We start from the raw sequence: 22,524 nt of genomic DNA, 5'->3' as shown, positions 1-22,524 counted from the left end.
CATTCTGTTTTATGATCGCCAGGATCTGACTGTCGGTATATCTCGATTTACGCATAGAAAACTCCTTCGTTTTAGTTTAACGGGAATTTCTACTTAAAACTGCTCCGACTTTCTGGGGGGATTACAATATCTGGATTGCTATTTGTGGTTGGAGATTCAGATCGATATTTAGTGAATATCGCTTTCGGGACAAAAATGGGGATGATTGCACTCGCCGGCATCAATACGATTTACTTTATTCGATACATAAAACCACAACTGCAGGCTGGAAAGCAATCAAAAGACTTAAGCAAAGGAGCTTACACAGTGGCTTGGCTATCTTTGATTTCTTGGACCTGTGTCATTATTCTCGGGCGCTTTATTCCCTATGTAGAATAACCATATTTAACGGTTTATTTATCTAGACACCCATGATGATATATTGCCCTATTTAACGATATTTAACGAGACACCCATGTTTATAGTTTTTCCCAACTTAGTATTCTTTAACGTGGGTGTCCTCGTAAACTCAAAATAGAGATAGTTGCCATAGAAACTCCTAACATGGGTGTCTTGATAACTAACTAACATGGGTGTCTCAATTATTTTTGATTATTTATTGAAGCTATTGGATAAAAAGAAAATCTGAATCTTCTAAAGGGGAGATTGGCTGGATTTTACCGCTTTGTGTTGCATTTATTTTGATACACGAAAGAAATTCTGAGTGTAGGTTATGGTTTTGTACTAACCCGTAATTAAAACGCGTCTTGAAGGTAATATTACCACTTGAGAAAGGAGTCTATATTTAGTGACTTCCACATTAGTAGTTAATATTCGAAAATGAGTTATTTTACCAACCCGCTAGAATCCCCTTTTTTGTTCTTAACTTAGTTTTGTAATGCATTTTTTGCACGTATTGCGGCAATACGCTTTATGCCATCTTCAATAACAGTGGCTTGCTTTTCTACAATTAAAACTTGTTCTTCAGTTTCTTCAATGCTGGACTTTAACTGCTCTTTTGCAATATTTTTCTGTTCTATTTCGTTTTCGCGAGCCGCAATTAACGAAATACTGTGTTTATTCATGTTCTCAATAGCCGTTGTTTGTTGCTGGATAGTCGCAATATCCGCTCTTAGTTCATCGCGCTCTTGTTCAGAAATCTGATATTTCGCTAATTCGCGTTTAGCATGAAATAACTGAGCATTATAATCATCGAGGGCTTGGCTAATTCCCTCCGCACGCTCGTTTAAATTATCTAAACGATCGCGCATTGCCTGCAAGAATTTATCAAATTGTCCAGTTGTCGAACCCACTATCACGTCTATTGAACTTTGCTCTTCGGGTTTTTCAGAAACAGCACAACTGGTTAAACTAAAATAAAAAACTATCAAAAAAATCGTCTTCAAATATGACATGGCTTTTCTCCTTAACTAGCAATTAAGTTAGCCATAACTGCTTCATCTGACTTTAATTCATTAATCGTAATTTGCAAATTCGCTAACATAGATGCAAGATTTTGCCTTTTCTTTACTAGCTCATCATAAGCTTGTTGTGTTTTTTCTTTGTCTGTTTCTAAATTAGAAATTTTCGACTTTGACTCGTCTAACGCATTGTCTAAATAAACCAAGGTGTCGTCATAACGATTTTTTAGCAACAAGCTTTCATCAAGGCGCGCTTTGGTGTCAGCTTTGAGTTTTTTCGCTTCTTCAATTTCTGCCGCCGTCAATGAAGCCTTAGCTTTCAAAGCTTCCATTCGCGCACGCGCTTCTTCAATTTCTGTTTGCGTTTTCTCAAGTGCACTTTGACGGGTTTCAATGGCGGATTCTGAAGCTGTTATCTCAGAATCTAAATATTCATATTCACTAGCATAAGCTAGACGTCTAACCCTAATCGCTTCCCCAACATATTCACCAAAGACAATGCCAGCTTTCATACCTACAGCAACACAGGCTGCTATAGCTTTAGAGCGAAATGGCATATTTCCTACCTTTTTATGGCAACCATAACCAAGCGCGATGCCCCCAACCACTTGACCAATTGTTTTTGAAGTTGCGATATCTTCTTTGCCTAACTGCTCAATTGGAGAACTAACATCAAAATCACTTAAATCTTCTGCCTGACCGCTGTCTGATTTATCTTTACTCGGAAAACCTGGAATTGTCCATTCAGCGTGACTAGGTAATGACACTAGAGAGGACGAAAGCGTCAGTAACAAAAGTAGTTTGTACGTATTCATCGTTTAATCCTTTTCAGATTGTTAGTTTTTTCAGTATCAAAGATTGTTTTTCGGTTTTTGTTGTTAACGACGAGACGTCGACAATTAAGTTATGTAAGTCTTTAAAAAATTCAGACTTTTCGTAGTTTCCCCGCACTTTTGTAGAAGCTATTTTATTTTCGATAGTGAGATCGACGTCACTCTCTGCGATAGCTCTTTGTTCAGATAATGCGAGGGTTCGTGCGCTAGCACGTTGTAAATTATCTTGAATAGACACTCTGTTTTTGTCGTTGCTGGCAACAAGTATTCGTAAATTTTTCTGGGTTTTGGTATCTAATTCCCCCAGTGACCTGAGTGTATCTATTACACTTTCATTACTTATTATTTCGTTGCGATACATTTCCGCTTTTGACATCAATGTGTAAATAATCTCAATTTCTTCATCTATGTTAATTTTGGCCGTTTCTGAAATAGACTGCTCATCAAAAAGTGCTGATACATTGCTATAACGCAGCCCTATAACAACCAACAAACAAATGATCACTGCGCCACACCAAAGTAAGATAGGTTTCAGCTTGCTCTTTTCTACATGAGTCGGAGTCGGAGTCGGAGTCGGAGCAACAATACCACCAGGTGCAATAGTTTTAATTTCGTCTCCTAAATCTTTATCCGAAATAGGATTACTTTGCAGTAATGCAGTTTTAAATTCTTCAGCGGTTTGAAAGCGGTCACTGATGTTAATCGCCATTGCTTTTAAGGTAGTATCAATAAAGTCTTGTGTGAACGCACCTTTAAATTTATCTAACTCTTCCACAGCAGGATCTACTTTTCCCTGCATAACTCGAACGGTTCTAAACTGTGCCTCAGGAGGCTGCGGGTTACTTGTAACGATTCTCCAAATCATTACTCCTACTGCATAAATGTCGGTCCATGCTCCTAAGTCACCCTCAGAACCGAGTTGTTCTAAAGGCGCATAACCAGGCGTGTGCATTTGATGTTTGGTCTTTTGTGTTTGTTGAAAATTTTGCTTCGCTGCGCCAAAGTCAATCAATAATGGCCGACTATCTGCCTTACGAACAAAAATATTGGTTGGCTTAATATCTCTGTGTAATACACCTTCTGAATGAATAAAACTTAAGCCATCCAATATGGGCACAATAAGACTAATAATCTGCTCTTGTGTTAGAGAGTGACCTGCATCGGCATAATTATGGAGTATTTCAGCTAACTCTAATCCATGCTCTAGGTTCATAACCAGATAAGCGGTACCGTTTAAATCAAAGAAGTCTTTACAGCGAATAATATTGGGGTGGTCTTCAAATACAACGAGCTGTTTTGCTTCGTTTAAAAAAGATTCAATACCAGAGTTAAATTCTTCGGCGCTTTGCTGTGATACGGGTTGTACAGTGCTACCTTGACGAGATGCACAATGTTGTGGGAGATATTCTTTAATGGCAACATCTGAGTCCAGACGTAAGTGCTTGGCTTTGTATACAATACCAAAGCCCCCCATTCCGAGAACTGACTCAATTTGATACTGCTGAAGGATAGTACCTGGAGGTAATGCTAAACTTTCTGTTTGACTGCTCATACTCCGTCACTTTCCTTTCATAGTCCCTTGAAAAACAGCTTTTAGCAAATGCGGTAATGACTAAACACTCGGCAACGCTGTTACGAAAAATATAGCATTAACTTAGTAGACCTTTATTTTATACATCAAAAGCTAAACGCTTACAATCGTTCAAAAATCAAACTTTGTTAGAATGTTTTTCGTACTTCAGAGTCTACAATGTCAAATTTGCGATAAATTAGTGTTTAGAAACAAATTCATGGTTGTTTTGTCTGATAAATTGTCAAACTCAGTTGGCCTAATTTGGCTTAAGGGCGTTCATGTAAAACCGAATTGGTCATTCATTAGATGATCGACTTACTGTGCAAAACCGTAGTCATTTTACATAATTGGCACAGTATAGCTTGGGCTTAGGAGACTTAAATGGAGCATTTTATTGTTCGAAAGCCTTTTGGTGATACATTTACTTATCAATATCCTTCTGGCAAAACAGTAAAGAACAAAGGTATTAAACGTTGGGTGAAAAGCTTAGCTATACCTCCTGCGTGGCAAGAAGTGCATATTGAACTAGACCGCAGCGCCAAGGTTTTAGCGTTTGGGCGCGACGCACAAAACCGTAAACAATATATTTATAATCCCAAATGGGCAGAGCAAGCTAGCGAACAAAAGTTTGAGCGTATTTTACGCTTTGCCAAAGAATTATCGACTATGCGAAGAGTCACGGGCCAACATATAACGCAACGTCCTATCGATGAAAAAACGGTTTTAGCCTGTATGACACGAATGCTCGATGAAGCCTTTTTTAGACCTGGCAACCACACTTATACCCGAAATAATCAAACATTTGGATTGACCACGTTACGTGTTAAACACATGAGTATTGAAGATGGTCAGGTACAATTTGATTACATTGGCAAAAGTCAGCAACCCCAGCATAGAGAGGTCGATGATAAATACGTTAAAAAAGTATTAATCCAACTTGAAAAAATGACTGGCTATGAATTGTTTGACATCACACTACGAGATGGCGAACGCAAAAAAATAAACGCGCAAGATTTAAATCAATACATATCCGAGGTTATGGGTGAAGACTTCAGTGCTAAAGACTTTAGAACATGGGCTGGTACCGTACTTATGGCGGTTGCGCTTGATGAACTTGGCCCCGCAACAGATCTGAAGCTAAATAAAAGTAATGTACTGAAAGCGATAAAAAAGGTCGCCAGCGAATTAGGCAATACACCTGCCGTATGCCGTTCAAATTACATCCACCCCAATGTTATATTACATTACGAAAGCGGCCGCACTCTTGCGTATTTCCGAAAACAACTGAAGCGCTCTCGAGCCAAATACTTCAGTCCTGACGAAAAAGCCACATTGAAATTACTCGAATACTTAGTATCGAATTAAAATCCAAGTTGCATATTGTGGTTTCAGCCGCGATCAATGTCTAAATCTAATCGCCCTAAATCACTAACTATGAATTTTTTATATGGCTTTTTTAAAAGAGTCCTTATCAAGACACCCAAGCCCTTATCAAGACACCCATGATAAGTCCTTGTAGTGTAAATTGGTTTTTCACCCAAGTGCTTTAACTTGACACCCATAGTTATTGTTTATATTTATCTAGACATCCATAAATATATTTCCCACCGATCTAACGATTCTTTAACATGGGTGTCTTGATAAAAAATATTAATAATAGGCTATTTATCGTGGTTTTGAAGATTTAGCCCCTTATAATATGTTACAAATAAAGGCCCTCCCACTAAGAAGTTTTATAATGATACGAACCAAAAATGTATTACTCTTTGATCTTGATGGCACTCTGGTTCACAGTGCGCCAGACCTAGCCTTAGCCGTTAATAAAACCTTGCTAGAACTAAACCGTTCGCCCTTCGATAAAAAGACGATTTATCATTGGGTCGGCAATGGCGCAAGAGTATTGGTAGCTCGTGCGTTGTCCGGTACATCAACAATCAACGAAAAATTAGATGATACGGTTATTGAGGATGCATTAGCCATTTTCATGAAACATTACGAACAATGCCTATGTGTTGAGTCGGTTTTGTATGAAGGCGTAAAGCAAGGTTTAAATAGTTTAAAAAGTGCAGGCTTTCGTCTAGCCATAATCACCAACAAGCCAGCAGTTTTCATCGAACCCATTCTAAAAGGTTTAGAACTTAACAATATATTTGAGATACTAATTGGTGGCGATACTTTACCTCAAAAGAAACCACATCCAGCTCCTTTGCTGCATGCCATTGAAAAACTGAACGTGAGCGCTGAGCAGTGCATAATGATTGGGGACTCTAAGAACGATATTTTAGCCGCGAAGGCCGCCAAAATAACAAGTATCGGTGTAACTTATGGTTATAACTATGGCGAAAGTATCGCCAATTCTAGACCTGACAGGTGCTATGACACCTTTAACGAATTAACCTCCGCTTTATTAGCGTCAAAGTAACTAAGCTAAACTACCGAAAGTTCGCCTAATACCACAACGCCCTTTTGTGTTTGCAACTGCACCTTCGCTAGAAGCTAATCCACCTTTTAAAGACTCAAGTTATTTTGACTTTTACCAAACCACATTTAACAAGACACCCATAATAATTTTTAGCGTAAATAGAGAGTTCGACGAAGTAAACATGGGTGTCCTGATAAATTGGTGCCCTATGAATTAAACATGGGTGTCTTGATAAATTTTAGTGTTTGAAGCTTCCGCTTTGCAAAAAGTGAATTGTTTGCTCGGCAACCTCTAGGTTATACCTCATCTGAGAATGGCTAACGTCTATCGCAATAAAATCACTCATGTTAGTTAATTTTGTTGATTCAACCGACACCAAACCATCGTTGGGACCATCAAATTGGTCATTAGTGAGAGTTAAAGATTTTGTGCCCGCAATTACGCCAATGTTTAAATCTAACTCATCTAAGTTGTTACCTAAACCGTTGTCGCCGGTTACCAGTGCTTGACTGACTCCTCCTGCCACATTCATCACCCACGAATCCTTAAAGTGATCTGCCAGTTCACTGCCTTTGTTGGGTGTACCTATTAACACCACCTCTCCCATTCGTGCATTTTCCAGCTCATGTTTGTTTTTTTGAAGGTATGCTCTAATCACTAAACCACCAAGGGAATGCCCTACAAAATGCACTTTAGGTGCGTTTACTATGCAAGCGTTTATTTGTTTGGATGTGTCAGCCAACACAGTAGTCACACTTTCGCCAATAGTAGAATAATTTAAAAGACACACTTTATAATCGGCGAGCTCTAATCGTTGAGCGAGTCGCCACATCGCCCAATCGCTCCTTCCTAAACCATGAGCAACCACAACAAGTTCATCATCGGCTTCATAAGTAGAAGAGAGAACTTGAGAATGAACACAACCGGTAATGTGGAAAAGCAGTACCAAAATGATTGTAGTAACAAATTTCTTGGTCACTGACTTGATCAACGGCTTTCCTCGTTCTTTACGCACCTAACAGAAAGCATATACCCCTTGTTTAACCGAGCGCGCCGAATTTCCCCTTTGTGGGAATTCCACCAAGAATAGGCAAGTGTCCTAGCATAAGCATCTTTTTGGGTTACACTGCTACTGGTCCAAAATTCAGTATACGCGCCCTGGGTAATATACCACTTACCAATTTTCACACCGGCAGGTGTAGCAGAGAAGTTATATTTATTTACCAGTGACTGTTTGAAAGCTTTGAACAGCGTATCGGGTTGCTGGGCTTTAAGGGTGATCGCTATATCATTTTCACCTCGCCAGCCTTCTTTATTTAGCTCAGATTCAGAAATCCCTATGGTTTTTTCGAGGGCTTGCCAATCCGCATCTGATGCTACACGCCATCCCTCAGGACAAAGGTTTCTAACATCGGTGACATCATGCCAATCATAAAGCCTACCGTAAGTTAACAGACTGGATTCATCATCATCTGGAATAAAACCAGTATTAACACTACTTCCGTCTTGAAACCTAGTTGTCCTTAAATTTTCTGCCAACCAAATTTGCTCACCAATTTTTACTGTTGGATAAATGTTGCCCTCATGATCGTGAACCGTCTGTTGAACAGTCTCGTTAGCAACATTTAGCACATCGCTGTCCGCTTTAGCGGTTGAAATGATTGGATTTAACATAAAGCTCCCTGTTATAAAAAGGCCTATTTTCATTTTTGCTTTCATTTTCACTATGTTTAATCGTCCCTTAATAGAACGAGAATCGCTCGTTAGCTTAAATCGGCCAGTTAAGTGATGTTTGTTTTTCAGAAAGCGCCCACAACTGGGTTAAAAGGTCTTTTTCCAACACAAATGCCTCAAGCTTACCTTCTCCTACTGGACCACCAAAATTCATCAACCCAGTTGGGCCGTAATAGGCTCGCTCTTTTAAGTTATCTTCTGTAGCACACATCACTTCTGGATAAGCGCCTTTTTCAGCGGTTTGGGCAAGCCCAATCTTTACCATGATCCACCATGAAATTCTGGTCGCCATACTTGCACTTTCTCTAATAAGTGAGGTGTTTGAAGCCCCTGGATGACAGACATAAACCTTCACCTGCTTACCCGCTTTTTTGATTTTGTCTTGAAGTTCATATGCAAACATCATTTGCGCCAGTTTGCTTTGGCTATACACTTTGTTGGGATGATAGTTTTTATCCCAATTCATATCGTCAAACTGAATTGTTCTTAATCCCATTTTGTGACCTTCACTGGACACCACCACAATCCTCCCCTGAGATGCCTCGATGCGCTCAAACAACAACCCGCAGAGCAAAAAGTGGCCGTAGTGATTCACACCAAGCTGGCTTTCAAAGCCATCAACAGTGAATTGCTGGGTAGCCACCTGAGCGATCGCGCCATTACAGATAAGAGCGTCGATTTTCGGCACTTTTTCTAACACTTCATTCGCCCCTTGACGTATAGAGGCAAGATCCGCTAAGTCTAAGGCTATGAAACTAACCTTGGCAGCAATACCAAATTCTTTTTTAAGCTCGGTAATGGCTGTTTCTGATTTACTTGGATTGCGATTTAACATCACAACTCTTGCGCCCTTCGACAATAATATTCGCGTAGCCTGGAATCCGGTCCCAGCATTAGCACCAGTAATAACAAAGGTCTTGTCGATAAGTGAACCAAGGCGCTCTGGGCTCCAGCCATTCGGTCCAAATTGATTATCAGTTGTCATAAATTACCCTTCAATATTCGTTTCATTGGTAGCAAGTTCATCGCCATAGATAAGTGTGTTCATCAGCACCTTTACTCAACAACGCTTAGCTCACTTCATTAAATGCACTATAATGACTTCAACCTCGATTAAACAGACCAAATAATCGCTAATAATTGCCTATTTGTATCATTCCATTGATTTAAGCAGCATCTGAGGTTAGCGTGTGAATAATCTTATAGAAGTGAATGAATTCAAATGAACAAAGAATTAATAAAGCAATTCATCGAAACCCGCATCAGCAAAAGTGGAATGGTAGAGACTGGGATCCCTGGCGTGCAATTATTTAAGATAACGGAACCAATTCGCTGTGCTCCCGCAGTCTATGAGCCTTCAGTGACAGCAATAGTGAGTGGTTGCAAAGAAGCCATTATGGATGGCGATAGACACTTCTACGACAACAGTAAGTACATATGTTGTACTATGCCCCTGCCAATAGAAGCCGGTACCCCAAAGTCTTCCCCCAACGAGCCTCTAATTGGCGTGTACATTTCATTAAATAGTAAAATAATGACCGAGCTCGTCATAGAAATGGAAAGTGCGGCAAGTGATATAAGCATGAGAAAAAGCCCACTGCATCCACAAAGTATTTCGTCAGCCAATTGGGACGAGACCTTCACGGACGCGCTCTATCTATTAATATCCTTAGAAAACAACCCTGCTGATGTTGCAATTCTTGGTTGTAGCCGTTTACGTGAACTCTATTACGCCATATTAAAAGGCGAATCGGGATATTCATTCAGACGTTCGTTTGGCATAGGGAATGGAATTGCCCGCTCAATTGAGTTTTTATCTTCTAACTTAAACGAGTCGATTACTATCGAAAATATGGCGGATCAAATAGGAATGAGTCGAGCTGTGTTTCACCGTAAATTTAAACAAGCAACGAATATGTCTCCCATACAATTTGTTAAATCTATGCGACTTAACAATGCCGCGATGAAAATCGCCGAGGGGACAAATGTTAACGTCGCCGCAATGGAAGTTGGCTACCAAAGCTCATCTCAATTTAGTCGCGACTTTAAACGCATGTACGGACAATCGCCAAAGCAGTGGAGCCAGAAAAAAGAGAGAATGAACGACTCTATTCGTCAGATGAAAGCATAGAAAACAGACAGGCACGAAGATGGCATGCCGAATACAACCCGCACCAGTATTGAGCTTAGAATGCTAGCTAGGGGTCTTAATAGGCTTGCTTTTCTATTGGTTATCCCTGCTGTTTAATGCCTCTGCTTGAGCAAAAATTAGGTAGTCGTCTGGTGCAGCTACCTTATTTTGCTTGGCTTGATACATTGCAATATCCGCTAACTTTATTAACGTATTCATGTCGTTGCTCATGCGAGGATAAAAAGCAACTCCCACACTCATAGAGACAACTGTGGGGGTTTTATCGTGATTAAAATAGAACGGCTGCTTCACCCCATCATTCACTTTTGCTATGGCTGTCTTAACAGAGGCTTCGTCTTCAGCCTGTAGAAGCAACACAAATTCATCTCCTCCCCAGCGAATAGCCACATCATTTTTGCGGATTTTGTCTTTTAATTGTTCAGATACAAAAATAAGTACTTCATCGCCCGCATCGTGACCAAAAATATCGTTAACGGCTTTAAAACCGTTGAGATCAATTAATGCTAGTGCAAACTGGTGACCTTTATTCATCAGCTTTGCAATGAGCTTTTCACCACCATTTCGATTGTAAATTCCCGTTAGTGAGTCGAAGTCTGCTTGTAATGCCAGCTTTTGCAATTCATGTTTACGATTTGAAATATCATTTAGCGTTATTTGATAAAAACGCTCGCCGTCTTCTGTTATTAATGGGCTGGCAATCAGTTGAACCCACATAACATTTTTACTGTTAGCTGACTTGAGTTTGAATTCGCCAGTGGCAAACTCGTTGCGCTCAAAGGACTCAAGAAGTGACGCTTTGATTGCCGCAGGATTTTCAAATAACTCCTCCAACAGCTCACCATAATCCTGCTTTTTTGCTAAGCCAATTTTTCCAACCAGGTCGATAAACGCATTATTTTTAAGTTCGATTATTCCACTTTCAGTCATTAAAACCGTTGCCGACTTCGCATTTTCAAAAAGCATCCTAAAACGATATTCCAAAAACTCAATTTCTTCTCTTAATTGGCGCTCTTGGGAGAATTGCTCTTCAACTTTACTTAACAGCAGGTTGGTATAACGCACCAGTGCGCCAATTTCACTGCGAGTGTGGTATTTAGGAACGGCAATACGTTGGGTTGTACTGGGAGTAATTTTATGTAGTGAGCGCCCCACCCGAATCATAGGTGAAATGATGATGTAGTAGGTGATCAACAAGGCAACAATACCCACAACAAGTGCTGATGCATATAGCGAATAGCTATTGTCGGTACTGATCTTCTCTGCCTGACGGATGATATGGTCAAGGTTTGGGTATATGTTAACTTCAGCTAACGATTCTTCAGGAATAAAAGGGTGCCGTACTACAAATGCCCGAGATTGCGTATCTTTGTTAATCGCTTCGGTAACGTTTAACTGATAATACAGGGCATCACTTTTAATAGACGCCGCGAGAATCTTTTCACTTGTAACCAAACCATTGATCGCTTCTTTGGCTAAATCTTCATCTTCTAAAAATGCAGCAATGGAGGCGGTTGCATCAACGGTTCGATAAAGTTCTTCAATGTCATGGTTCGCTTCACTGATCTCGTGCTCATAAGTGGCGCGATAAAAAAACTCTGCAGTGGTAAAAACCACCAACATGGATGCAGCAATCAGAAACAGTGAAAATCGAAACCCTAGACCATGTATATTAATCAAAACGATACACTACCTTCATTTTGTTAGTAACATTCGACTCATAAATATACGCCAAGGCAGATTCATCTTCCTCCAGTCTTTGGCAAACATCATCTATCGTCTGTTCAATAACGGGCGGCTTAACGCGACCTGAAAACTTTAACCTAGACCAGTAGGCATTAACACGAGCGAGTGGCAACCCCACTAATGCTTCGTAAAATTGCGCTTTAAGCTCGGCATTTAATTCAACGTCAATGGGCGTGGCTTGTTTTCCATTAGGAAACGCAGAGTACTTGCCCATAAAAAGATCAATTAAGCCTTTTTTATCCATTACTTGCACGTCGTTTTTTTGATTTGTGACGACGACGATTTTCTCTGGCGTAGCGCCTAAACAAAAGAAACTGTTTAATGCCATTAGTATTGTTAGAGTCAGGGAGTAGCGTTTATAAAACGTCATATCAGCCCCCTAAAAACTAAAACTTAAAGCAAGAAATAGGGTATGCGCAACGTCGTCCTCTTCATCATCAACAACTAACCCATCTCGGGCTCTAAGGCCGCTCCCTCTCGCTTCTATATCGGTACGCTCAAATTGTACTTTTAAAGCAAGATTTTCTTTTAAATCCCAACGCCAACCTAAGGAAAGTGATTGCTGATGATGTGCCAAGGTGTTGGCGACTTCTTCCACAAAAATGGCCAACTCGGCTGTATTTGCATTAAAGGGAAAGTCGGGTTTTTCTTGGCTCAGATAATACGCGTCTGTTTTTGCAAATGAATACAAACCGTAAAAGGTATGCGCTCCATAAAGATAACTTATATTCACGAAGCCGTTTAAAGAGTGTCTTAATCCAAGCGAGTCAGAATCAATATGCGATAACTCGCCTGAGATCTCCCAATCACCGAGATAGCGATTTACGTAAAGCGAGGTATAGTGAATATTCGCACCGCGCAAACTCAATGAGTCAGCGAAAGCCTCGGCATCACTCCAGAAAGGTTGTAACTGTGCCACAGACGACGCAACGAACGCAGTGTCTGCGTTATCATTTTTAGCCTCTGTTCGGGTGTGTTTTAATGCAATGCTCCAATCAAACGAGACAAATTCAACACCTATAGAGCGTAAGTCATTAAAGGTTATTGGGCTGTACTCGTTTCTAGAAAAGTCGCTTTCTCCCTGGCCCCAAAAGGCTTTAACTAATAAATTAAAATCGCGATAGGGCTTGAGGTAGCTGATATCCGCCCCATCAAAACTTCTGGCTGGGACAATACCATAGACCTCAGTAGGCACTTTCACCCAAGGGTAGGAAATTGAGACGTCTCTGGTATCACTGAAGTGAAAGATATCGGCCGCAAGTCTCCCTGCTCTGACTTGCCACGAAGGGGAAATTTCGTATCTAAGGAAGGCCATTTGCGTTATCGAGTCGACGTTTTGTTCATCCTGTTCTCGATAAACAAATTGCCCAACAAAATCGAGGTTTTGTGAAAAGCTGTAGTCGAGCTGCACGCCAATTAAACTTAAGGGTTTAAATGCAAAACCATCTTTCTTAGCTATCAGTGCTTGTGAGCGGTCAGTACGAAATTGATGAGTACGAGTATCCGCGGTTGCAAATGCTAAGGTTCCAAACCCGCTAACTTTCAGCTGATTTTGTTCTGCTAAAGCGCTAAAAGTTATCAGTATGCTCATCATTGCTGGGATCAGAGAAAACTGCTTTTTTATCATTTAAGTACATCCATTTCGAAGTTTGTTCTTACTCAGACCAACAAATCCATAATGTTGAAAATATTGGCTACTATAAGCATAGTAAAGAAACAAAAAAAGCACTGAAAAATCAGCCATTTTTTTGCACCTTCCCATGATCTTAAAAAGCAGTTGGTTAACTAAATTTACCTAAACCATAATCTCACTCAACTTATATTCCAGTAGCGCGTGGAATTGAATCGCTAGGCAAGGAAATCGATAAATGCGAATAGCCTTTTCCACACAGTGTGTCTTCGCCGCACAAAAAAGCCCATAGAACAAAGCGGGATACACAATGACGATAAGGGGTAATAAAGAAGCTAAATTGTCGTTTCCTTGCCAAAGGCATAATTCATTACCTGAATGAATAATACTTAGGTATAGTTGATTTGGATTACCCTAGGGGTCAGTTTATGGCTGTCTATGTGATTGCGGTCTATGTGATTGCGCATAATTAAAATCCCCCTGCCGTTCGTATGACTTTCTTGGGGTTATACTGTTAGTATTAAGTACTTGTCTTAATTGACATAATTAAATATGGATATTACTCAATAACGTTAGTGAAAACTGGAGTGAGCCGATGAAACTTAAACCAACAATTAACCTGAGTGCTGCAATTAGCTTAGCACTTATCTGCGCAGTGAGCACTCCCCTGATAGCTGCAGAAGACCTATCAAGCTGCGCAACAATTACGACAGAACACAAAGGCCCACCAGGTCCCCCTGGTGGCAAGAAAGAAGAGTCTGCGGAAGAAAAAGCAGTTAAAGCGAGAATGGGCAATACCAGCACGTTGATGCAAACAGTAGCTATACCTGAGTCCGTTAAAGCGTGTGAAAAAGATAGCGGTTATGATCGCCTTGTTTGCCTGACAAATATCTTAAAAACCAACGTATCGGATGAAATGTTAAAGTCTCTTCAGCTCGATTACTCTGTAGCAACTGCGAAAAAGTGGAGCAACCTACCTGCAGGAGCATTCCCATCCAGACCCGGTGTGTTTATGGGCGAGTTCAGCTCTGAACAGCGAGGCGTGGTGAAAGCGATCATGCAACAAGCTGCAAGCTTGTCTGACAACGAAGGGTGGGATGAGATGGTGCAAACCATGAATGCGGATGATTACATTAGTACCGTTAGTACCGACTACAAGGCAGGTTACTCGTCTTACAATACTAAAATCGCATTTTTGGGCAACCCAGCTGACGAAGGTGTTTGGCAACTTTATTGGGGCGGCCACCATTTCGCATTTTCCAATACGTATAAAAACGGTAAGTTAATTGGTGCAACTCCTTCATTCCGTGGTGTTGAGCCATTCCCATCCTTTGAAATGAACGGCATGACAAACATACCTATGCTTCAGGAAAGAGATGCCTTTGCTGATCTGCTGAAATCCCTATCTAAAGAGCAGCTTGCAGAAGCATTGCTTGAAGGAACTTATACTGACGTTTTAGCAGGGCCACAAGCTGATGATGCGATACCTAGTGAGCAAGAAGGTATTAGTGTTGCTAAGTTAAATGAAGCGCAAAAAGCACTTCTGATGGTCGCCGTCAGAAAGTATGTGGGTGATATTGACGATGCTGATGCTCAGGCTTATATGGAAAAGTACGGCGCTGAATTGTCAGAGACAGTTCTGGGGTACTCTGGATCGACTGATGTGAAGTGTGAAAATGACTACGTGCGTATTCACGGGCCATCGCTTTGGTTGGAGTTATCTATGGAGTCTAACAAATCGACAAATAAAGTCGGCAATCATCCTCACTCAGTATGGCGTGACATCGAGAGTGATTACGGCGGTCAGAAACAGTGATGGTCTGCAAATTAGGACGAGCCTTAGTGCTTGCTGTTTTACTGTGTGTTGGGGGTGTTAACCTTGCAAGTGCTCATGCATTGCCTGGGAGTCAGTTAACATTTTCTCAGGATGGCGAGCAACTTGAGTTATCACTACAAATTGCATTGGAAGACTTGATTATTGCTGATCCTGGATTTAAAACACTCATGGGGGAAGCTAATGGACACAAGCTTTCTGGAAAGAACTTTGATCACCTTGCGGCGTATTTTGAAAAGCATATTAAGCTCGCACATCAATCCAGTGATCTGCCACTGACGTTATCTAGCGCATCATTGAAGGAAGAGATGCAAGACCACCTAGGCACTTATGTTTTGTTGGTCTCTCAATTAATGGTGGATATACCTAACGGTGCAAGTGTTTTTCCGATGACGCTAACCTATGATGCAGTTATGCATGAGGTGCGTAATCACCGAGCGACTGTCTTTTGGCAACAACACGGCGAGGCGAATAAACGAATTGCTAACTTTGGTTTTAAGCCCGTTGGCGGCAAGCAACAAGGAAAGTTATTGGAATAATGGGGACAGAGTACTTTTTAATAAACGATATTGTTAGCATAGGAAAGTACTCTGAACCCACAATTGCCCCAACTTAGAAGCCGTTTTATACACCTTTTTTTCACTGTAATGATCACGTTGTCTTATTTTGATGATCTTTTGAATCTTCAGTTAAGGCAGCAATCACTTGACCAAGCTATGCAAGTTCAACAATCCAGCTCCAGTAAACTGCAGTCTGCTTTAAAAGCATTAGAACCACCGAATGTGTTAGCGAATAGCATCGAACAACAATTTTCAGAACTACATGAGCTGTTTGTAAATGAAGCTGCTTACATGATCAACATTGGAAAGCCCATCGCGCGCTTAGAAGAAGCTCTTATCCAAATTTATACCTCTAATTCGCCAAATAAAGCAGCGTTTACTAATATCAAAGAGGGGTACGACGCTAGAGGCATTTCCTTTTCCGCTTATAGTCAATTTCGCGCAAGAAACCTACCTGCGCCGATTGACAAGTGGTTAATCAGTATTACTGATAATGCAACTCGTGATGTTTTTTACCGAGCAAGAATACACATTAACCAGAAGTGGCAAGAAAATGTTCTTGCCGTTTATCGCAAGAATATAGTAAACCATTACCCCTTTAATAAACGTGCAAAACAAGACGTCAGCTATGCTGATCTGGTTGCTTTGTTTGGTCCAAACAGTGCATATCAGAGTTTTGAGAATGAGTATGTAGCTCCGTTTGTAGATAATGTTGATAACAGAGTGGTGAACCGCATTGTTGCAGGCATGAGTATGGACTTTAGTCAGGAATTTTTTGTATCTTATGAAAGACTAAGTAAGTGGTTTGAGTTTTTGACACTAATCGAGAAAGATGGACGTGTTATTATCGACTTTAGACCCGTAACATTAACTTCAAATTCTAAGCAATTCATCTTGGAGTTCAACGGACAACGTTTGACCTATGCACATGGACCACAGCGCCAACAAAAAATTGCGCTTTATTTTCCGTTTTATTCCCAAAACCAAAAAACTGACGATATTCGATATGCTTTTAATTCAATCAGCAAAGAATCCAGTTCCACTAAAAGTTTTGTGGGAGATTGGGCGTGGTTTAGATTTTTGCAAGACAACAATACGCAGTTCACGCGTTCGAGTGAAATGGTGAGGTTAGTGATTAGCTCTAAAAACGACAAAATCGATCAACAAATGGTATTGGATTTGAACTTTCAAGAAAGCTCTTCTGAATTTATTGTGGGGAAATTATTTGAAAATGTCTCACTACCCCAGAATGTTTTTCAAACTGAGGAGTAATGGGATCAGAGAATATCTTTGTGAGGTTTATATGGACAGCCATCTTTTCAGGAAAATACATATAGCAATCGGGTATATTTGTTGAGGGTCCAGTCTGTGGGTGTTCGTGTGATTTCCATATGATTTAAATACATGACACCATCAAGCTAACTGAAACTTTAGGCGAGCGGCTGATACAATAGGGTCGTAAAAGCGTCCGCTGCGGGGGAAGAAGGTCTATCGCGGTATCGCAGTTGATACAACGGGCGAGAAAACATTTGATAGTGTCTGGTCGAGATCACTTTTAGTTTTTTCAGTTGCACCAAATCCTCAGTAACCACTTGAGGTAGCAAAGCTACCCCTAAACCTTGTGTGACCGCGCGGGCAATCGCCTCGTTACTGCCCAGTTGCATGCTGTCATTCACTGTTATGCCTTGTTTAGCTAATAAGGTAAATGACATTTGCCGAGTACCCGACCCCGGCTCTCGTAGTAGCCATCGCTGCTGACTCAACCAGTTCGCTTTATCGCCTATGGCAGTCAGCGAACCCGGGATCACTATGCTCATTGGGTCATCTTGCCAATGCTGGCTACTAATGTGTGAATCGTTTGCATGCCCTTCGACCAAAGCGAGGTCGATGGTGCAGGCAAGAAGAGCTTGTTCGATTTGCGCCGTGTTAGCGACTTGTACTTCTACTTTAATGTGTGGGTATTGTTGGGTGAATCGCGCTAAATAAGGTGCCAGCCAATAACCCGCTATTGTGGTACTCGCCCCTAACACTAATGTACCTTGTTTCAACCCTGTGCGCGCTCTTACATCTTCAAGTGCAGCTTGCTCTATAGCAAATATGCTTTTTGCATGATTGAACAAGCTCTGACCGCCTTCGGTTAAGGCTAATTTTTTACCTCTGGATGCTCGCGCGATTAACTGCATACCTAACTGATGCTCAAGTTCCTTTAACGCTTTAGAAACAGCAGGTTGACTGATACACAAAGCATCCGCCGATCGAGAGAAACTGCCCAGTTGAGCAACACTATGGAATACCCTGAGCGCATGTAAATTCATATTAATTAACCTAAAGTTATCAATACATGATTTTAATGTATTGGAGTTATATTTTGCCAAGTCCTATTATCAAGTCAACCTTTAATAGTGATAGCAATAGGAGCAGCCTTATGTTCAGTGCAGTTAAGCGTTTTTTCAATACCGGCCAGCAAGGATGCTCTCAACAAAGCAGTCACTTTTACGATTCGCGCTGGTGGCAAGGCTTAATAATGGTTACGGCTATCGCGTTGGTTGCAACCTATCTGAGTCATGTTCCTTTTGTTCAGCAAACAGGATTAAGCTCTTTAACCATTGGCATCGTGCTCGGTATTATTGTTGGTAATACCCTTTTTTCAAGGGTAGCCGTGCACACTGATGTCGGCGTAGATTACGCTAAAAGCATATTATTAAAAGCTGGCGTAGTGTTGTTTGGTTTTCGTATTACCTTTGCCCAAGTGGCGGGCGTGGGTTGGCAAGGCCTAGTTACTGACATGGCAATGCTGGGCTTAACGTTCTGGCTTGCGGTGCAGCTGGGCAAGCGTGTTTTCAAATTAGACGAACAGACCACCATTCTTATTGGTGCTGGCAGTTCAATTTGCGGTGCAGCCGCAGTCATGGCGACAGAGCCCGTGGTAAAAGCCCAAGCGCATAAGGTATCTGTTGCGGTTGCCACTGTGGTGGTGTTTGGCACCTTGAGCATGTTTATTTACCCTCTTGCTTATGGCTACTTAGGGTTAAGTGAACACGCCTACGGAATTTATGCTGGCTCTACCATTCATGAAGTGGCACAAGTGGTGGCGGCAGGCAGTGCGGTTAGCCCTGAAGCTGCAAATGTGGCCGTGATTGAAAAAATGCTAAGAGTCATGATGCTTGCGCCTTTTTTAGTGTTGTTGTCAGTGTGGCAAAACAAAAAACACGCAAAAACGTTGTCAGCAAACGAAGCTGGCAAGCCAAACAAAAGCAACATTATGATCCCTTGGTTTGCCGTGCTATTTATTGTGGCCAGTGGCATCAACTCGGCTCAGATTATCCCTGCAATTATCACCGAAAAAATAATTCATTTAGACGCTATTTTACTGACTATCGCTATGGTGGCATTGGGACTACGCACCCATATTGGCGCAATTCGCCAAGCCGGGCTAAAGCCTTTATTACTGGCAGCTTGCTTGTTTTTATTTCTTACCCTTGGTGGGTATGGGATAAATGTGGCGATAGCAGGCATATAGTCTTTTAACATGGATCCACAGATTTCAAATTTAGGCCTAGTTTTAAGAGGTTCAATAGACTTGCATCTTTTAAGGTAGTTGCAATAGCAGCCCAAAAACATACCACTGGTGGACGACGAAACGTTTCAACCCGGTGGTATTTTAGAAAAATACATATAGCAATCCGGTACCCATGAAAACTGGGGTTAATGATTAATTTACACTGACCCCATTATTGTATTGGGTGTTTAATTTTTATAGGAAGGATCAATACGATCCAATTTTCTTAGCCAAGCTTGCCACACTATATGACGTTCATGCTCTACTTTCTTAAACTGCGAACTAACATATTGAGCTAATTCATTAGAAATAGTCGACATTTTTGACAGGCTTCCCATTTGCGAAGCAGCCAACTGAATTTCACAGGCACGATTAAGGTAATACATAATTTGAAATGCATCTGCGACACTTTCACCTACCGTTAATAAACCATGGCTGCGCAGGACCAACCCTATATTATTGCCTAATGAATGCTGAATACGTTTACGCTCTTCAAGGTTCCATGCAACACCTTCATAGTCATGATAACCAAGACGATCATAGAACTCAGTACTGATCTGATTTAACATCAATAAACCATCATCACAAGCCGCTAAAGCCATACCTGCGAGTGTATGGGTATGCATCACACAATGGGCATCGTCACGCGCCATATGCAGAGCACTATGAATAGTAAAACCAGCGAGATTATAATCTGCGTCACCTTCTAAAATCTTACCTTGAGAATCAACAACAACTAAATCACTGGCACAGATTTCATCAAACATTAGCCCAAAAGGGTTGATTAAAAAGCGGGGAATTCCGTCCCCAGGTAAACGGACTGAAAAATGAGTATACAAAGTATCTTCCCAACCTAGCATCGCAGCTAGTCGGTATGCTGCTGCTAAATCACGACGTAAAATCGCTTCTTGTTGTAAATTATCACTGCTCATTGTTTAACTCTCATAAATTCTATCCAGTAAATTAGTAATGTTGTGGAATATACTTAAAATAAAGCATAAGTCATTTCATTCATCATCATTAGGTCAATCAAATGTTATAATCATTGCCGCATAATTATCGACTAGCGGAAAAATACATGGCGAAGCCTAATAAAAAAGCCCCAGAGTCATCCGTAGATATCTTCTGCTGCCAGTGTAAAACCCAGCTATTTAAATACCGCAAAGGCGGCAAAGGATCGCTACTTAAATGTTTTAAGCAACGCATCACTAAAGATTTCACTTTATCGCCCTGCACTTGCCCAAAGTGCAATAGCATCTTCGCCAGAGATACTTTAATAAGAGGCACTCCAGCATTTAAAATGATCGGTGGTAAAGTGTTTAGTAAATAATGACTATTCTACAGCAACAAGTCGAATTAGTGTGACTGTCTTGCTAATTGCTCCCGTGAATTACCTTAGTCCTTGCAACAACCCTCGTAACCCTTTGCCATGATTTAGATTGAACACTTGGGTTTTACCGTATTGTATCAACACAGATTTAATATCTTCGGAAAAGTAGTTATGCCAGTTGCAAACAAAGCCCATGCTCCATTTGGGGTAATCTCGCTTTTCTATTATTTCAGAAATAATGACGCGCAAATTTTGATGGCGGGGATCACGCCTGATTGACTCTAATAGAGTATAAACCTGCTCTTCTGAACCTTCTAAGACCTGAAAAAAATTCTGACCATTCACCACAAGAAAACCAGTTATATCTTGTTCGTCATTATTTTTTGTCGATACGGCAAGAATATCGTCGAAATCTTGCTGATTTAGTTCTCGAGCAAAATCACTAACATAGATTAAGTGAATCATAAATCGTCCGTTTTGATCTGATATAGTTTCAATCTACTAATTGGCGACTTAGTACAAAAAAATACCTAGGTCGTAATTGTTAAAATGACCCGTTATTAAAAAGTCCTATTTAAAATATAATGCAAATAATGGGTTCAATAGACAAACATCTTTTCAGGTAGTTGCGATAGAGGCCAAAATTACCACTGCTGGACGAAGAAAAGTTTCAACCAGGTGGTATTTTAGGAAGGTACATATAGCAATCCGGTATATTTGTTGAGGGTCCAGTCTGTGGCTGTCCGTGTGATGGTCTTCTCATTATATAGCTGACGTTGATATCGGATTTGTCTAACATTTGGCCTATATTGCTTAAATGTGTCAGAACCGCACCATGAACCATTATAGTTATAAGAAAAATTGTTGTTTTAAACACAAGGGAGCCTTGCATCAGTTTCTGGTGTTTTTAATTAGTTGATAGTGATGTTACATGGTTTAAAAAACGCAAAATCACATCAAGTTCTAACCTTATCAGGACAGCCATAATAAGAAGAAATTTATGTGCACAGCACAGAAAATGCCACAACCATGCTTTTGATTTACCCTCGACTCCAATTTTCCAAATTCCAAATAGACTTGCCAGATGTCCAGACATGGACGTCTGGACAATGCGAATTGCTTTACATGGATGTTACCTTTCGCCGCTCTGGCTTAGGAGTCTATTTTTAATTTGAATAGAAAATTGGCCGGAGCACGGCCTCTTTTGCTTACTTTTCTTGGCTGTTGAAGAAAAGTAAGTCGGACCGCAGGGATGCGGTTTGAACCCCCGCAATGGATTGCGGTGAACGAAGTGAATAATATTTGTCAGCAAAGCCCATGCTTTGTGACTTAACCATAAAAAAAGCGAGCCTAAGCTCGCTTTATCAAACCAACAACTGTCGTTCTCGAATAAAGTTTGTGAGTCTGGTGTCTAATTTATAAGGATTTTTTCAGGTCAAAAATCGAATGTAGTTTGTGAGTGGACTGATAATTCTATTGAATTCAGCCTGCTTAAATTTAATAAAGTTTGTGAGTAAAAACTGTTAGTTTTGGAGTAAATCTTGTAGTTCAAAGATATAAAATTATACACTCTTAGCTCCCTACTATTTCCACAAACATCAAAGCTTAGAGTTCAAATAACTTATAACTGTCAACGGTATTCCAAAACTGACCCACTAAACTGCTAAATTCGGTAAAGTAAAATTGACCCACCCTTAGCGGTTTTAGTTTAATTAGTCTCTGTGATTACAGGAACGATCCCTGCTGTTTTCTTT

At 40.7% G+C, this 22,524-nt stretch carries 21 protein-coding genes; 9 read left to right on the top strand and 12 right to left on the bottom strand.

Annotated features, from left to right (window positions below; translation table 11 throughout):
• The first annotated feature begins 144 nt into the window (after positions 1 to 144).
• Entirely contained in the window at positions 145 to 378 is a 234-nt protein-coding gene (locus tag ACYVIL_RS17005; RefSeq protein WP_460313660.1) for a hypothetical protein, read from the top strand.
• Positions 379 to 866: 488 nt separating this feature from the next.
• Here the strand turns inward: ACYVIL_RS17005 and ACYVIL_RS17000 are convergent, their stop codons facing one another.
• From ACYVIL_RS17000 to ACYVIL_RS16990, 3 genes are read right to left on the bottom strand one after another with little or no spacing between them, the layout of a single operon-like run.
• Entirely contained in the window at positions 867 to 1,394 is a 528-nt protein-coding gene (locus tag ACYVIL_RS17000) for a hypothetical protein (RefSeq protein ID WP_303475599.1), read from the bottom strand.
• An 11-nt stretch (positions 1,395 to 1,405) separates the two neighbouring features.
• Positions 1,406 to 2,215 carry a hypothetical protein gene (locus ACYVIL_RS16995; protein WP_460313658.1) on the bottom strand — a complete coding sequence of 270 codons (810 nt, stop codon included), beginning with the start codon at positions 2,213 to 2,215 and terminating at the stop codon, positions 1,406 to 1,408.
• A gap of 13 nt (positions 2,216 to 2,228) precedes the next feature.
• Entirely contained in the window at positions 2,229 to 3,785 is a 1,557-nt protein-coding gene (locus tag ACYVIL_RS16990; RefSeq protein ID WP_460313656.1) for a serine/threonine protein kinase, read from the bottom strand.
• 402 nt (positions 3,786 to 4,187) lie between these two features.
• Between ACYVIL_RS16990 and ACYVIL_RS16985 the strand changes: the two genes are divergently transcribed.
• Both ACYVIL_RS16985 and ACYVIL_RS16980 read left to right on the top strand, forming a co-directional pair.
• Positions 4,188 to 5,171, top strand: coding sequence for a DNA topoisomerase IB (locus tag ACYVIL_RS16985; protein WP_460313654.1), 984 nt, complete (start codon positions 4,188 to 4,190; stop codon positions 5,169 to 5,171).
• Between the two features lie 373 nt (positions 5,172 to 5,544).
• The gene (locus ACYVIL_RS16980; RefSeq protein WP_460313652.1) at positions 5,545 to 6,228 is read left to right on the top strand and encodes a phosphoglycolate phosphatase; all 684 of its coding nucleotides are present in this window, start codon (positions 5,545 to 5,547) and stop codon (positions 6,226 to 6,228) included.
• A 238-nt stretch (positions 6,229 to 6,466) separates the two neighbouring features.
• On the opposite strand, the gene ACYVIL_RS16975 is transcribed toward ACYVIL_RS16980, so the two are convergent.
• The 3 genes from ACYVIL_RS16975 to ACYVIL_RS16965 all read right to left on the bottom strand — a co-directional run bounded on the left by ACYVIL_RS16975 (position 6,467) and on the right by ACYVIL_RS16965 (position 8,947).
• Positions 6,467 to 7,219, bottom strand: coding sequence for an alpha/beta fold hydrolase (locus ACYVIL_RS16975; RefSeq protein ID WP_460313650.1), 753 nt, complete (start codon positions 7,217 to 7,219; stop codon positions 6,467 to 6,469).
• Positions 7,216 to 7,935, bottom strand: a complete 720-nt coding sequence (locus ACYVIL_RS16970) for a fibrobacter succinogenes major paralogous domain-containing protein (protein WP_460313648.1) — start codon at positions 7,933 to 7,935, stop codon at positions 7,216 to 7,218. Before ACYVIL_RS16970 ends, ACYVIL_RS16975 begins: the two co-directional genes overlap by 4 nt.
• Before the next feature lie 61 nt (positions 7,936 to 7,996).
• The gene (locus ACYVIL_RS16965) at positions 7,997 to 8,947 is read right to left on the bottom strand and encodes an SDR family oxidoreductase (RefSeq protein ID WP_460313646.1); all 951 of its coding nucleotides are present in this window, start codon (positions 8,945 to 8,947) and stop codon (positions 7,997 to 7,999) included.
• Positions 8,948 to 9,184: 237 nt separating this feature from the next.
• Here ACYVIL_RS16965 and ACYVIL_RS16960 point away from each other — a divergent pair, with 237 nt between their 5' ends.
• A complete protein-coding gene (locus tag ACYVIL_RS16960; RefSeq protein ID WP_460313644.1) occupies positions 9,185 to 10,093 on the top strand; it encodes an AraC family transcriptional regulator in 909 nt (302 codons plus the stop codon).
• Positions 10,094 to 10,186: 93 nt separating this feature from the next.
• Here the strand turns inward: ACYVIL_RS16960 and ACYVIL_RS16955 are convergent, their stop codons facing one another.
• The 3 genes from ACYVIL_RS16955 to ACYVIL_RS16945 are packed head-to-tail and all read right to left on the bottom strand — an operon-like array spanning position 10,187 to position 13,484.
• Positions 10,187 to 11,791 (bottom strand): sensor domain-containing diguanylate cyclase, encoded by a 1,605-nt coding sequence (locus tag ACYVIL_RS16955; protein WP_460313642.1) that lies wholly within the window; start codon positions 11,789 to 11,791, stop codon positions 10,187 to 10,189.
• Positions 11,784 to 12,227, bottom strand: a complete 444-nt coding sequence (locus ACYVIL_RS16950; RefSeq protein WP_460313640.1) for a hypothetical protein — start codon at positions 12,225 to 12,227, stop codon at positions 11,784 to 11,786. The genes ACYVIL_RS16955 and ACYVIL_RS16950 overlap by 8 nt, the downstream gene beginning before the upstream one ends.
• Positions 12,228 to 12,236: 9 nt before the next feature.
• Positions 12,237 to 13,484: a hypothetical protein gene (locus ACYVIL_RS16945; RefSeq protein WP_460313638.1), complete on the bottom strand. Its 1,248-nt coding sequence runs from the start codon at positions 13,482 to 13,484 to the stop codon at positions 12,237 to 12,239.
• A 598-nt stretch (positions 13,485 to 14,082) separates the two neighbouring features.
• Here ACYVIL_RS16945 and ACYVIL_RS16940 point away from each other — a divergent pair.
• From ACYVIL_RS16940 to ACYVIL_RS16930, 3 genes are all read left to right on the top strand, one after another.
• Positions 14,083 to 15,303 (top strand): DUF3500 domain-containing protein, encoded by a 1,221-nt coding sequence (locus ACYVIL_RS16940; RefSeq protein WP_460313636.1) that lies wholly within the window; start codon positions 14,083 to 14,085, stop codon positions 15,301 to 15,303.
• The gene (locus ACYVIL_RS16935; protein WP_460313634.1) at positions 15,303 to 15,860 is read left to right on the top strand and encodes a hypothetical protein; all 558 of its coding nucleotides are present in this window, start codon (positions 15,303 to 15,305) and stop codon (positions 15,858 to 15,860) included. Before ACYVIL_RS16940 ends, ACYVIL_RS16935 begins: the two co-directional genes overlap by 1 nt.
• A gap of 117 nt (positions 15,861 to 15,977) precedes the next feature.
• Positions 15,978 to 17,153: a type VI secretion IcmF C-terminal domain-containing protein gene (locus ACYVIL_RS16930; RefSeq protein WP_460313632.1), complete on the top strand. Its 1,176-nt coding sequence runs from the start codon at positions 15,978 to 15,980 to the stop codon at positions 17,151 to 17,153.
• 158 nt (positions 17,154 to 17,311) lie between these two features.
• Here ACYVIL_RS16930 and ACYVIL_RS16925 read toward each other — a convergent pair whose 3' ends face one another.
• Positions 17,312 to 18,196 carry a LysR family transcriptional regulator gene (locus tag ACYVIL_RS16925; protein ID WP_460313630.1) on the bottom strand — a complete coding sequence of 295 codons (885 nt, stop codon included), beginning with the start codon at positions 18,194 to 18,196 and terminating at the stop codon, positions 17,312 to 17,314.
• A gap of 110 nt (positions 18,197 to 18,306) precedes the next feature.
• Between ACYVIL_RS16925 and ACYVIL_RS16920 the strand changes: the two genes are divergently transcribed.
• Entirely contained in the window at positions 18,307 to 19,401 is a 1,095-nt protein-coding gene (locus ACYVIL_RS16920) for a YeiH family protein (RefSeq protein WP_460313628.1), read from the top strand.
• A 227-nt stretch (positions 19,402 to 19,628) separates the two neighbouring features.
• Here ACYVIL_RS16920 and ACYVIL_RS16915 read toward each other — a convergent pair whose 3' ends face one another.
• Positions 19,629 to 20,372: a class II aldolase/adducin family protein gene (locus tag ACYVIL_RS16915; RefSeq protein WP_460313626.1), complete on the bottom strand. Its 744-nt coding sequence runs from the start codon at positions 20,370 to 20,372 to the stop codon at positions 19,629 to 19,631.
• Positions 20,373 to 20,518: 146 nt separating this feature from the next.
• On the opposite strand from ACYVIL_RS16915, the gene ACYVIL_RS16910 reads away from it, so the two are divergent.
• Complete coding sequence (locus ACYVIL_RS16910; RefSeq protein ID WP_460313624.1) at positions 20,519 to 20,770, top strand: hypothetical protein; 252 nt, start codon at positions 20,519 to 20,521, stop codon at positions 20,768 to 20,770.
• A 60-nt stretch (positions 20,771 to 20,830) separates the two neighbouring features.
• Here ACYVIL_RS16910 and ACYVIL_RS16905 read toward each other — a convergent pair whose 3' ends face one another.
• A complete protein-coding gene (locus ACYVIL_RS16905) occupies positions 20,831 to 21,235 on the bottom strand; it encodes a BLUF domain-containing protein (protein WP_460313622.1) in 405 nt (134 codons plus the stop codon).
• Between the last annotated feature and the right edge of the window lie 1,289 nt (positions 21,236 to 22,524).

This window comes from Aliiglaciecola aliphaticivorans, from assembly GCF_054782055.1.
The sequence above is the reverse complement of the archived record's forward strand: the minus strand, read 5'-3'. Positions and strand labels throughout refer to the sequence as shown.